Origin of the sequence: Nonomuraea turkmeniaca (assembly GCF_005889735.1) — a bacterium.
In the GTDB taxonomy this organism is placed as follows: Bacteria; Actinomycetota; Actinomycetes; order Streptosporangiales; family Streptosporangiaceae; genus Nonomuraea; species Nonomuraea turkmeniaca.
This window is the reverse complement of sequence record NZ_VCKY01000052.1, coordinates 1-12311: the sequence shown is the minus strand read 5'-3', so window position 1 is coordinate 12311 and position 12311 is coordinate 1. Positions and strand designations below refer to the sequence as shown.

Below are 12311 nucleotides of genomic sequence, written 5' to 3'. Positions count from 1 at the left end.
CGGCAGCGGGCGGGTCGGAAGCATTTGTCAGGACATTCTGACCTCGGTTAAGCTGATCACATGACCGCGAACCTCGCCATCGACCTGGACCGGTCCAGCCCCGTGCCGCTGTATTTCCAAGTGGCCGAGCAGATCGCCGAGGCGATCCGGCGAGGGGACCTGGCGCCCGGCTCCCGGCTGGACAACGAGATCCTGCTCGCCGACAAGCTCGGTCTGTCCAGGCCGACGATCCGGCAGGCGATCCAGTATCTCGTGGACAAGGGCCTGCTGGTCCGCAAGCGGGGCGTCGGCACGCAGGTGGTGCACGGCCAGGTCAAGCGCTCGGTCGAGCTCACGAGCCTGTACGACGACCTGCGCAGGGCGGGCCAGGAGCCGGCCACGCAGGTTCTGGCGCTGGAGCCGCGCCCGGCCGAGGAGGAGATCGCCGGCATCCTGGGCGTGGCGGCCGGCGCCGAGATCCTCTACGTGGAGCGCCTGCGGTTCGCGGCCGGGGAGCCGCTGGCCGTGTTGCACAACTGGCTGCCGCCGGGGCTCGCCCCGCTGACCGCCGCCGGCCTCGAGGGCCGGGGCCTGTACGAGTTGCTGCGCGGGGCGGGCGTGCGGATGCGGGTGGCGAACCAGCGCATCGGGGCGCGGGCGGCCACCCAGGCGGAGGCCCGGCTCCTGGAGGAGCGCCGGGGGGCCCCGCTGCTCACCATGATCCGCACCACGTACGACGACCAGGGGCGTGCGGTCGAGCACGGCTCGCACGTCTACCGCGCCTCCCACTACTCCCTGGAGGTCACCCTCATCGAACGCTGACCCCGGCGGCCGCGGCATGCGGCGCGCACCCGGCGATCAAGCGGCGTGCAATCCCGCCCACGTAGAACTACCCAGGAAGATCCGAGATGCGGCCGCCCCGGGATTCCCGCGCAGGCCGGGGTGGAGAACCTGGCCGACACGGGAGTGACGGTCAACGGCCAGCCGCTGGTGAGCTTCGTGCTCGCGGTCCGCATGGCGGACGGGACGGCGTACCAGGTCACGCACCGGCAGACGCTGCCGCGCATCCCGATGGGCGTGGTGGCGCCCGGCGCGACGGTCCCGTCAAGGTGGACCCGCAGCGGCGCGACCGCGCGCGCATCGACTGGGCGTCCTGACGGCCGGCGCCTTACGGGGCGTGACGATGGCAGCCTCGGCCATCGGCCGTCCGGCGGGGGCCGGACGGCCGTTTTCGTCGTTTCGTTCTGTTTGAGTACGTGTCCGACCCTTGGCAACACACCTTCCCGACACCTAGGGTCCAGTGCAATGCCACACATTACTGGGAAGGTGACATGAGGCCCTCAACCCCGCGCGCCGGCCGTCAACGCGAGGCCCATGATCTGGCCGTCGTGCGCCAGATCGCGCACCGGGTGGCGGTGATGAGCAAGGGGCGGATCGTCGAGCTCGGCGACGGCAAGCAGGTGTTCGGCGACCCGCGCCACGAGTACACCAGGACGCTGCTCGCGGCCATTTCCCGCATCAGCCCGGAGTGGGAGCGCCGCAGAAGGGAGAGGTCTTGATCACCGCGACCTACACGATTCCCGGGATGCGGGTGCGCGACCACGAGGTGGAGGTGCCGCTCGACTGGTCGGACCCGGGGGCCGCCATCACGGTGTTCGCCCGGGAACTGGTGGCTCCGGACCGCGACCGGGAGGACCTGCCGTGCCTGCTGTTCCTGCAGGGCGGACCGGGCGGCAAGGGGCCGCGGCCCGTGGGCACGTCGGGGTGGCTGGGGCGGGCGCTGGAGACGTACCGGGTGATCCTGCTCGACCAGCGCGGCACCGGCCGCAGCTCGCGCATCGACGGGCGGGTGATGAGCGCGCTCGGCCCCGAGGAAGGGGCCGGCCACCTGGCGTTCTTCCGCGCGGACTCGATCGTGGCCGACGCCGAGCACCTGCGGAAGGCCGTCTTCGGCGGCGGGCGCTGGTCGACGCTGGGGCAGAGCTACGGCGGCTTCCTGACGCTGACGTACCTGTCGGCGGCGCCCGAGGGGCTGAGCGCCTGCTACGTGGCGGGCGGGCTGCCGGCGCTGGAGCCGGACGCCGAGGAGGTCTACCGGCGTACCTATCCGCGGGTGGCGGCCAAGAACGCCGCGTTCTACCGCCGCTACCCGCACCACGCCGAGACCGCCGCGCGGCTGGCCGACCGGCTGGCCGGCGGCGACGTACGGCTGCCGGACGGCGACGTCCTGACCGTGCGGCGGCTGCAGTCCCTCGGACTCGACTTCGGCATGAAACCGGGCTACGAGCGCATGCACTGGCTGCTCGACGAAGCGGAAGGGTTGCCGGAGACGTTCCTGCACCAGGTGCTGGCGCGCACGTCCTTCGCCGACAACCCGCTGTTCGCGGCGTTGCAGGAGAGCATCTACGGTTCCGGGGCGGGAGCGACCGCGTGGGCGGCCGAACGGGAGCGGGCCCGGCATCCGGCCTTCGCCGAGGACGCCAGGCCGCTGCTGTTCACCGGGGAGATGATCTATCCCTGGATGTTCGAGGAGATCCGCGCGCTGCGGCCGTTCCGCGCCGCCGTCGAGCTGCTCGCCGAGCGGGCGGAGTGGCCGCGCCTGTACGACCTGGACCGGCTGGCCGCCAACGACGTCCCGGTGGCCGCGGCGGTGTATTTCGACGACATGTACGTCGACTCCGGCCTGCAACTGGACACCGCTGCCCGCATCGGCAACGCGCAGGCGTGGGTGACGAACGAGTATGAACACGACGGCATCGGCGAGGACCGCGTCTTCGCCCGGCTGACCGGGTTGGTCCGCGACATGGGAGGAGGAATCACCGGTGAGTGACGGCAGACTGCCCAAACTGTCGGAGATCCCCGCGTTCACCGAGTACATCACCCAGGGCTGGGACGCCCCCGCCCGCACCCCCGACCTGGTGACGGGAGTGGCCGAGGCGGCGGCCGGCCACCGGGCCCGCCTCGCCGCCGCGCTCCCCGGCACCACCGTGGTCGTGGCGGCCGGCCGCGCGCCGGTGCGCAGCAACGACACCGACTACGACTTCCGGGTGGACAGCGACTTCTACTGGCTGACCGGCTGCGCGGCGGCGCAGGCGGTGGCCGTGGTCCGGGACGGCGACGCCACCCTGTACCTCCCGCCGCCGGCGCGCCCCGGCGACCCGGGCTTCTTCTCCGACGCCGTGTACGGCGAGTTGTGGGTGGGCCCGTCGCCGTCGCTGGAGGAGTGGTCGGCCGCGCTCGGGATCGAGGTGCGCCCGCTGCCCGCCTTCCCCGGGCCCCCTCCCGGCGCCCTCCTGGCGGGCCCCGGATGGGAGGAGCCATCGGAGGAGCTCGGGCGGACGCTGGCCGAACTCCGCATGATCAAGGACGAGTGGGAGATCGCCCAGCTCCGCGAGGCCGTGGACCGTACCGTCGAGGGTTTCGCGGCCGTGCTAGCCGAGGTGCCCGCCGCCGTGGCGGGCGGGGGCGAGCGCTGGCTGCAGGGCACGTTCGACCGGTACGCCAGGACGTACGGCAATGGCCCCGGCTACGCGAGCATCGTGGGCGCCGGGCCGCACGCGCCCACCCTGCACTGGGTGCGCTGCGACGGCCCGGTGCGTCCCGGCGAGCTGCTGCTGCTCGACATGGGCGTCGAGGTCCGCAGCCACTACACCGCCGACGTCACCCGCACCTTCCCCGTGTCGGGCTCCTTCTCCCCCGCCCAGCGGCAGGTGCACGACCTGGTGGAGCGGGCGCACCGGGCCGGGATGGCGCAGGTCGCGCCGGGTCGGGCGTTCACCGATTTCCACCACGCCGCCATGGAGGTCATCGCGCACGGCCTGCACGACTGGGGGCTGCTGCCGGTCTCGGTGGACGAGGCGCTGTCCGCCGACGGCCAGCACCACCGCCGCTACCTGGTCTGCGGCATCGGCCACCATCTGGGGCTGGACGTGCATGACTGCGCCCGCTCCCGCCCGGAGGCCTACCACGGCGCGCGGATGGCGCCCGGCATGGTGCTGACCGTGGAGCCGGGCCTGTACTTCCACGCCCACGACCGCACGGTGCCGCCCGAGCTGCGCGGGATCGGCGTGCGCATCGAGGACGACCTGCTCGTCACCCCCGACGGGGCGGAGGTCCTTTCCGCCGCCCTGCCCCTGGACGCGACCGGCCTGGAGCACTGGGCGAAGGAACAGGCCTGACCGTCCCCCGGCTCACACCGACCGGCTGTAGCGGGCCTGCCTCGCGGCGGCGGTCAGGGCCGCCGCCCTGGCCGCCTCGGTCGGGGTGAACGGCAGCTCGGGCCGCCTGATCAGCAGGGCGCGGTCCGGGTTGACGGAGATCACCATGGTGGTGTTGAGCTCGGCGCCCTCGTCCACGGTGTCGCCGGGCCGCCGCCACTCGACCTGCGAGACCCGCAGCAGCTCGCCCATGGCCTCCGGCAGCCGGTCGGGGTCGGCGCTGACCCGCTGGGCCAGGACCAGCGCCTGCACGCCGGGATCGGTGAGGTCCTTGACCTGGGCGGGCACGATGACGACGTCGTGCCCGCCGGCTTCGGTCAGCGCCTTGGCGAGCACGTCGAGCACCAGATCACGGGGTGCCTCGATGACGAACTCGTCGAGCGCGTCGCAGCCGGCGGGCGTGATGGCGCTGCTGCCGGTCGGCGCGATGTGCAACGCCAGGATGTTGCAGCCCAGCCGGCCGAACGCGCCAGCCACCGTCGCCAGGCGTCCTGGGCGCTCCATCACCCGCATGCGGACGCGCCACAACGCCATCGGGGATCCGGCTCCGTCGTCCACCGGGAGCGCCGCGCCCCTGCGCGCGGGGCGGCGGCCGATCCGCTTGTGGATCGCGGCTCCGGCGATCAACGCCACGCCGAGCCCGATCAGCACGACGGGCCCCGGGTCCTCGTGCCCGAGCAACGTCGCGAGCAGGTGCGCCAGGCCCACCGCGAGGAACAGGGCGGCGAGCTCCGCGATCTCCCGCCGCCACGAGCGTCCTTGCTGGGTGCCCTGTTGGATGACATGTCCGGAACGTGGGTGCATGACCTTAGGTGCGTCGCTCATGGCACCCAGTCTCCGCACGGGTTGTTACATGATCACGGTCGGCGCGGTTGCGGCGACATTAAAGCGCGTTCACCACATGACCCTGCGCTTACCTCCTCGTGAAGGCGTATCCGCCCTTGCCGGCTCCCCGGTAGCGGATTTCGCCGCCGGTCACCGCCGGCTTGCCCGGCTGCGCGCCGGCCGGCGAGCCGATCCAGCCGCCGCCGGCGGTCGCCCCAGCGGTTGTCGCGGCGCCGCCTGGCGAGGATCATCGTCGGGCAGCTCATCGACGATCTCCCAGCGGCCGAGACCGCCCGCGACCCCGAGGTGGAGCAGGCGCCGTAACCAGACGACGCCACGCGGCAAACCTTCCGCACGTGGCTGCGAGGTCCGGACAGCCCGGTCGCCCGTGAACGGTGGATGAATTCTGCCGTAAGGTCGGCTTTCCACCCGCGCGAATCCCCCGGCCGCCCTCCCATAATCCCAGGTATGGGGGATATTTCGCGAAATGGGGTGCGATGAAGCGTTGGATCGGCGTCATTCTGGCGGTGGTTCTGGCCGGGGTGGCGGTGGTCGCGATTCTCCTGGGCGGCCAGGAGAACAAGGGCCAGGAATTAGCCCTGGTACGGGGGGTCATCGGGTCGGAGAAGAAGCCGTTCTTCGACGATCCGCGGGTCAAGGCGGCCTTCGCCGCACACGGCCTGCGCGTCGAGGTGGACACGGCCGGTTCCCGGCAGATCGTCACCGACGTGGATCTGAGCAGGTACGCTTTCGCCTTCCCGTCCAGCGTTCCGGCCGCGGAGCGGATCAAGCGCGACCGCAAGGCCACGACGACGTTCTCGCCGTTCTACTCGCCGATGGCGGTGGCGACGTTCGAGCCGATCGCGGCGCTGCTGACGAAGGCCGGCGTGCTCCGCGATTCCGGCAAAGGCCACCAAACCCTCGACATTAAGAAATATCTAGAATTAGTTGCCAAAGGCACCCGATGGGATCAAATTCCAGGTAATTCGGCTTACCCGGCTCGCAAACGAGTGCTGCTGACCACGACCGACATCCGCACGTCCAACTCCGCCGCCATGTACCTGTCGGTGATCGGTTACGTGGCCAACGGCGATGACGTCATCAGCTCCGACGCCCAGATCGCCGAGGTCGCCCCCATGGTCGCGCCGGCCGTGCTCGACCAGGGCTTCGCCGAGTCGACCAGCGAGGCGTCGTTCGACGACTACCTGGCGCTGGGCGCCGGCAAGACGCCGATGCTGGTGGTGTACGAGGCGCAGTACCTGGCGCACGTCTTCGCCGGCGACGGCGCGATCAAGCCCGGCATGCGGCTGGTCTACCCGTCGCCGACCGTGCTGAGCAAGCACACCCTCGTCCCGCTCTCCGGCCACGGCACGCGGGTCGGCGAGCTGCTGACCAAGGACCCGAAACTGCTGGCCCTCGCGGCCGCGTACGGCTTCCGCACCACCGACCCCCAGGCGTTCGCCGACCTGGTGGCCAAGACCAAGGCGCCGGCCGCGGCCGACCTGGTCGATGTCGTCGAGCCGCCGACGTACGAGCGGCTGGACAAGCTGATCACGGCCATCGACGCCGCCCGGCCCTGACCAAGGAGATTCTTTGTCCGATCTGGTGCTCACGCCGCCCGCCCCGGTCGCGCCGGTGCCGGCGGAGACGGCGGCAGGCATGCTGCCGATGGCCGGCGAGCGCGCGGCCGAGCTGACCGCCAAGGCACGCGCGTTCACCGAGGAGCTCGGCGGGCTCGACCCGCGTTCGCCGGAGTTCTCCCGCAAGGTGCACGACATCGCCTCGATGGGCGACACCGAGATCAGGTCCGCCTCGCAGGTGGCCAACCGCATGCTGAAGCGGCCGGTGGCGGCGCTCGACGCGGCCAGGGGCGAGGGCTCCGACGCCCAGGCGAAGGTCGCCAAGGACCTTGTCGCGCTCCGCCGTACCGTCGTCGACCTGGATCCGAAGCAGGCCGCGAGCGGGACGCGCAAGCTGCTGGGGCTGATCCCGTTCGGCGACCGGCTGCGCGACTACTTCGCCAGGTTCCACTCCGCGCAGAAGCACATCGACGACATCATCCGCGCGCTCAAGTCCGGCCAGGACGAGCTGCTGCGTGACAACGCCGCCATCGAGGGCGAGAAGGCGAACCTGTGGGAGGCGATGACACGGCTGCAGGAGTACGCGGTCATGGCCCAGGCCATGGACGCCTCCCTGGAGGAGCGGATCGCGCAGGCCGACGAGCAGCGGGCCACCGCGCTGCGCTCGGACGCGTTGTTCACGGTGCGGCAGAAGCACCAGGACCTGCTCACCCAGCTGGCCGTCTCGGCGCAGGGATACCTGGCGCTGGACCTGGTACGCAAGAACAACCTGGAGCTCAGCAAGGGCGTGGACCGCGCCACCACGACGACGGTCGCGGCGCTGCGCACGGCGGTGACGGTCGCCCAGGCGCTGGCCGGGCAGAAGCTGGTGCTCGACCAGATCAGCGCGCTGAACGCCACGACCAGCGACCTGATCCTGGCCACCAGCGAGATGCTGCGCACGCAGGCGGGCGCGATCCAGAACCAGGCGGCGTCCGCGACCGTGGACCTGGACACGCTGCGGCAGGCGTTCGACAACGTCTACGCCACGATGGACCTCATCGACGCGTTCCGCGCGAAGGCGGTCGAGAGCATGGCGACCACGGTGGACAGCCTGTCGGCCGAGCTGGACCACGCGAAGACGTACCTGGAGCGGGCCGGGGAGGGCGCCCAGTGAGGCGGGATCCCGGGACGGCCCTCCGCTGCGCGCTCGCGAGCGTCCTGCTGCTCGCCGCCGCCGCGTGCGCTCCCGGCGACGAGGTCGCCGACGGGCCGGACGTGCTGCGGGTGCTGGCCGGCAGCGAGGTCAAGGACCTAGAGCCGCTGCTGCGCCGGGCCGAGCAGGAGACCGGCGTCAAGGTCAGGCTGACCTACACCGGCACCCTCGACGGCGCCGAGCAGGTCGCGAGCGGCCGCGCCGCCGGGCGGGTGGACGCGACCTGGTTCTCCTCCAACCGCTACCTGTCCCTGATCGACGGCGCGCAGGCCAAGCTCTCCACCCAGACCAAGACGATGGTGTCGCCCGTGGTGCTGGGGCTGAAGCCGGCCAAGGCGGCCGAGCTCGGCTGGAACGGCAGGCCGGTGTCGTGGGCGGACATCGCGGCGGCGGCCGAGGACGGCCGGTTCAGCTTCGGCATGGCCAACCCGGCCTCGTCGAACTCGGGCTTCTCTGCCCTGGTCGGGGTGGCGGCGGCACTGTCGGACGCGGACGGCGCGCTCAGTGCCGAGCAGGTGGCGGCGGTCACGCCGAAGTTGAAGGAGTTCTTCTCGGCGCAGCGGCTGACGGCCGGCTCGTCGGGCTGGCTGGCCGACGCGTACGCCCGCGACCCGAGCGTGGACGGCATGGTGAACTACGAGTCGGTGCTGCTGGGCCTGCGTGAGCGGGTCACGCTGATCTACCCGAGCGACGGCGTGGTCAGCGCCGACTACCCGCTCACGCTCCTGGCCTCCGCCCCGGAGGAGAAGAAGGCCCTGTACGGCAAGCTCGCCGCCTGGCTGCGCACCCCCGACGTGCAGAAGGAGATCATGACCGGCACGCACCGGCGGCCGATCGTCCCCGGCGTCGCACCAGGCGCCGAGTTCGGCTCTGCGCAGCTCATCGAGTTGCCGTTCCCGAACCGGCGCAGCACCGCCGACGAGCTGATCACCACCTACCTCAATCAGGTGCGGGTCCCGTCGTCGGCGACGTTCGTGCTGGACACGTCCGGATCGATGAAGGGCGAAAGGATCGAGGCTCTGCGCACCGCCCTGGTGGCGCTGACCGGTCCGGACACCTCCGCCTCCGGCGCCTTCACGCGGTTTCTCAACCGCGAGAGCGTGACGATGATCCCGTTCGACGACCGCCCGGACGCGCCGGTGCCGTTCACCGTCCCCGACCGCGACCCGGAACCGGTGCTGGCGCAGATCAAGGCGTTCGCCGAGCAACTGGACGCGAACGGCGGCACCGCGATCTACGACAGCCTCAGAGCCGCCTACGACCGGCCGGTGACGCCCGGCCGGTACAGCTCGATCGTGCTCATGACCGACGGCGAGAACACCGACGGCAGCGACTACGCCGCCTTCGAGTCCCACTACCGGTCGCTGCCGGAGGAGCAGCGGCGCACGCCGACGTTCGTGGTGTTGTTCGGCGAGAGCGACGTCGAGGAGATGCGGCAGGTCGCGCAGCTGACCGGCGGAGCCGTCTTCGACGCCCGCTCGACCTCGCTGAGCAGCGCGTTCAAGGAGATCCGTGGCTATCAGTGACCGGGTGCCGCGCTACCTGGGCTCCAACAGGAACATCGCCGGCTCCTGCCTGGCGCTGCTCGGCCTGCTGGCCCACTTCCTGGGGCTGGCGGGCGCGTACTGGCCGGTGGTCGTGGTCGCGTTGTACGGGGTGGGCGCGTTGCTCGCCCCGCCGGACCGCGTCAAGCTGACGATCTCGCACGCCGAGGTCGAGACGCGGGCGCTGCGCGAGGACCTGTACGCGCTGCTGCGGCGGATCGAGGGACGCTTCCCCACCGACGTGGACCGGGCGGTGCAGACGCTGGGCGAGGTCCTCGACGACGTGCTGGGCCGGGCCGAGCAGCTGACCGCCTCGCCCGATCAGCTGCACGTGGTGTCGCAGACGATCCGCAGCTATCTGCCCGCCAGCCTGGAGGCGTACGCGAACCTGCCGCGCGGCTACGCCCTGTCCCGGCGGGCCGACCGGGAGCGCACCGCGCACGAGGAGCTGATGGCCCAGCTGGCGCTGCTCGACGCCCAGATGCGCAGGGTCGCCGAGGCGATCCATCGGGGCGACGAGCAGGCGCTGCGCGACCAGGGCCGCTTCCTGCGCGACAGGTTCGGCGGCTCCGAGCTGGACCTGGAATAGGCGCGTGCCCTCACCGGGCGACCGGCGAGGGCCCTCGACTAGCTCGCCACCCTCTCCACCTCGATGACCAGCACCGACGTCGGGCGCAGCGCAGGGGCGGGCAGCCCGAGCTGGCTCAGCGCCGAGCCCGGCAGCCGCACGGGCGACGCGGCCCACTCCGGCATCGCCGCCCCCTTCGGGACGGGCCCGGCCACGCGGACCTCGTACACCGCGGCGGGGTCGAGCCCAGGCAGCCGCAGCGGCGCGGGCGCGGACTCCACCCGCGAGGTCAGCTGGACGTAGCCGTACACGCCGCGCTCGGGCAGCACCACGCCGTGCAGCAGCGACGACGGGTCAGGGTGGTCGGCGCGGACCACCCGCCCGGTGTGCAGCACCGGCCGCAGCCGCTTGTGCAGGGCGATCCACGTGGCCAGCTCCTCGAGGTCGGACTCGCTCGCCGACGTCAGGTCCCATTCCACGCCCATGTGGCCGAACAACGCGGTGCCGGCGCGGAAGGCCAGCGCCAGCGAGCGGCCGGTGATGTGGTCGTGCGGGGCGCCGACGTGGGCGCCCATCCGGTCCGGCGGCACGAGCAGCCCGGTCCAGCGCTGGATGGCCTGCCGGTCGAGCGCGTCGTTGCTGTCGGAGGTCCACACGCGATCGGTGCGGGCGAGGATGCCGAGGTCGACGCGGGCGCCGCCGGACGAGCACGACTCGATCTCCAGCCCCGGATGGCGACGGCGCAGTTCGTCCAGCAGCCGGTAGGTCGCCTCCGTCTGGGCGTGCACGCCGGCCACGCCGTCGTGGACGGGCTCGGCGATGTCGCGGTTGTGGTCCCACTTGATGTAGTCGAGCGCGTACTCGCCGACCAGGGTGTCGAGCCGCTCCAGCAGGTAGTCGTACGCCTCCGGCCGGGCCAGGTCGAGTGTCTGCTGGTTACGCTGCGGCGGCGGCACCCGCTCCGACCGGCCGAGGATCCAGTCGGGGTGGGCGCGGGCCAGGTCGGAGTCGGGGTTGACCATCTCCGGCTCGAACCAGAGCCCGAACTGCATGCCGAGCTTGCGCACGTGGTCGGCCAGCGGGTGCAGCCCGCCGGGCCAGACCCCATCGTCGACGTACCAGTCGCCGAGCCCGGCGCGGTCGTGGCGGCGGTGCCGGAACCAGCCGTCGTCGAGCACGAACCGCTCGATCCCGGCGGCCGCGGCCTTGTCGGCCAGCTCCAGCAGCCGGTCGAGGCCGTGGTCGAAGTACGTGGCCTCCCAGTTGTTGAGCGTGACCGGCCGGACCGGCAGCGGGCGGGCGGCCCGCAGGTGCTCGTGCAGCCGGGCGCTCGCCTCGTCGAGGCCGCTGCCGGACCAGGTGAAGTACACCGGCGGCGTGCGGTAGCTCTCTCCCTGGGCCAGGGTGATCTCGCCGGGCTCGAGCAGCTCACCGGCGGCCAGCAGCGCGGGCCCCTCCTGCAGCCGCTCGGCGTAGTGCACGTGGTCGCCGCTCCAGCCGGCGTGCACCGCCCACACCTCGCCGGCGCCGAAGCCGAACCCGCCGGTCCCGGCCACGAGCAGCCCGGTGGCGTCGTGCCCGGTGCGGCCGCGCCGGTTCTCCCTGCTCCACACGCCGTGCCCGAACGCCCGGCGCTGCGGCACCTTCTCCAGCGCCCACCGCCCGGTGAAGTCCAGCAGCTCACCGGCCCGCGCGGGCACCGGCAGCGCGCACACCAGCTCCGCCAGCCGGTACGGCGTGGCGGCGGTGTTGGTCACCGTGTGCCGCAAGGTCACCAGGCCGCCGGCGTCCATGACCAGCTCGCTCACCAGCGCCAGCCCGGCCCGCTCGTCGGAGGCGGCGATGCTCACCGTGCCCCCGGCTCCCGGGGTGGCGTCCACGTCGAACCGGTCGAGGGTCCACCGCACCGGCCAGTGCTCGCCGGTCCTGGTGCCCGACAGCCCCGGCCTGCCGTACCAGTTGTCGCCCTGCGCGGGCAGCAGCGGCAGCGCGGAGGTCGTGGAGGCCAGCACGGGAAGAAGATCGGGCCCGGCGACGCCGCCGAGGTCAGCGCCGAAGTGGCGCACCCGTGGGAGGCCCTGGCCGCCGGTGTCGAGCAGCAGGGCCGTGCCCGCGGCGGAGAGGATGACGGGGGACAAAGTCGGGCTCCTTACTCAGGCGGGGGTGTGACCTGAGTGGAGACGCTACCCGAACCCGTCGTGGTCGCCGGGCCCGGGGAGGCCCCTCCGGGGGCGGGAGCCGGAGGGGCCGGGTCGGAGGGGCCGGGCGAGAGGCGTCAGACGGAGATGCGGCCCGCGCCCGCGCCCGCGGTCACGATCGACTTGACGTTGGCGGGGGTGTCGAGTGAGGAGGAGTAGGGGATGGAGCCGACGCTGCGGCCCTGGTCACAAGTGCCGGAGGGGA

At 72.3% G+C, this 12311-nt stretch carries 10 protein-coding genes; 8 read left to right on the top strand and 2 right to left on the bottom strand.

Features of this window, described 5'->3' with window-relative positions; translation table 11 throughout:
* Positions 1-60 precede the first annotated feature (60 nt).
* The 4 genes from ETD86_RS17485 (at position 61) to ETD86_RS17470 (ending at position 4157) form a co-directional block, all read left to right on the top strand.
* The gene (locus tag ETD86_RS17485) at positions 61-801 is read left to right on the top strand and encodes a GntR family transcriptional regulator (RefSeq protein ID WP_138667215.1); all 741 of its coding nucleotides are present in this window, start codon (positions 61-63) and stop codon (positions 799-801) included.
* Between the two features lie 509 nt (positions 802-1310).
* Positions 1311-1538, top strand: a complete 228-nt coding sequence (locus tag ETD86_RS17480) for an ABC transporter ATP-binding protein (RefSeq protein WP_211370110.1) — start codon at positions 1311-1313, stop codon at positions 1536-1538.
* The gene (locus ETD86_RS17475; RefSeq protein ID WP_138667214.1) at positions 1535-2809 is read left to right on the top strand and encodes an alpha/beta fold hydrolase; all 1275 of its coding nucleotides are present in this window, start codon (positions 1535-1537) and stop codon (positions 2807-2809) included. Before ETD86_RS17480 ends, ETD86_RS17475 begins: the two co-directional genes overlap by 4 nt.
* Positions 2802-4157 (top strand): aminopeptidase P family protein, encoded by a 1356-nt coding sequence (locus ETD86_RS17470; protein ID WP_138667213.1) that lies wholly within the window; start codon positions 2802-2804, stop codon positions 4155-4157. Before ETD86_RS17475 ends, ETD86_RS17470 begins: the two co-directional genes overlap by 8 nt.
* A 12-nt stretch (positions 4158-4169) precedes the next feature.
* On the opposite strand, the gene ETD86_RS17465 is transcribed toward ETD86_RS17470, so the two are convergent.
* The gene (locus ETD86_RS17465; protein WP_138667212.1) at positions 4170-5021 is read right to left on the bottom strand and encodes an ACT domain-containing protein; all 852 of its coding nucleotides are present in this window, start codon (positions 5019-5021) and stop codon (positions 4170-4172) included.
* 497 nt (positions 5022-5518) lie between these two features.
* On the opposite strand from ETD86_RS17465, the gene ETD86_RS17460 reads away from it, so the two are divergent.
* The 4 genes from ETD86_RS17460 to ETD86_RS17445 are packed head-to-tail and all read left to right on the top strand — an operon-like array spanning position 5519 to position 9929.
* Positions 5519-6601 carry a hypothetical protein gene (locus ETD86_RS17460; protein ID WP_138667211.1) on the top strand — a complete coding sequence of 361 codons (1083 nt, stop codon included), beginning with the start codon at positions 5519-5521 and terminating at the stop codon, positions 6599-6601.
* A gap of 13 nt (positions 6602-6614) precedes the next feature.
* Positions 6615-7757 (top strand): toxic anion resistance protein, encoded by a 1143-nt coding sequence (locus tag ETD86_RS17455; RefSeq protein WP_246147968.1) that lies wholly within the window; start codon positions 6615-6617, stop codon positions 7755-7757.
* On the top strand, positions 7754-9322 hold the full coding sequence (locus ETD86_RS17450; protein ID WP_138667210.1) for a VWA domain-containing protein: 1569 nt from the start codon (positions 7754-7756) through the stop codon (positions 9320-9322). Before ETD86_RS17455 ends, ETD86_RS17450 begins: the two co-directional genes overlap by 4 nt.
* Positions 9309-9929, top strand: coding sequence for a hypothetical protein (locus tag ETD86_RS17445; protein WP_138667209.1), 621 nt, complete (start codon positions 9309-9311; stop codon positions 9927-9929). Before ETD86_RS17450 ends, ETD86_RS17445 begins: the two co-directional genes overlap by 14 nt.
* A gap of 38 nt (positions 9930-9967) precedes the next feature.
* On the opposite strand, the gene ETD86_RS17440 is transcribed toward ETD86_RS17445, so the two are convergent.
* Positions 9968-12046, bottom strand: coding sequence for an alpha-galactosidase (locus tag ETD86_RS17440; RefSeq protein WP_138667208.1), 2079 nt, complete (start codon positions 12044-12046; stop codon positions 9968-9970).
* Between the last annotated feature and the right edge of the window lie 265 nt (positions 12047-12311).

What these genes read in the sequence shown, in the direction of transcription:
- ETD86_RS17485 (WP_138667215.1), top strand. Translation starts at nt 61, where the DNA reads ATGACCGCGAACCTCGCCATCGACCTGGACCGGTCCAGCCCCGTGCCG.
- ETD86_RS17480 (WP_211370110.1), top strand. Translation starts at nt 1,311, where the DNA reads ATGAGGCCCTCAACCCCGCGCGCCGGCCGTCAACGCGAGGCCCATGAT.
- ETD86_RS17465 (WP_138667212.1), bottom strand. Translation starts at nt 5,021, where the DNA reads ATGAGCGACGCACCTAAGGTCATGCACCCACGTTCCGGACATGTCATC.
- ETD86_RS17460 (WP_138667211.1), top strand. Translation starts at nt 5,519, where the DNA reads ATGAAGCGTTGGATCGGCGTCATTCTGGCGGTGGTTCTGGCCGGGGTG.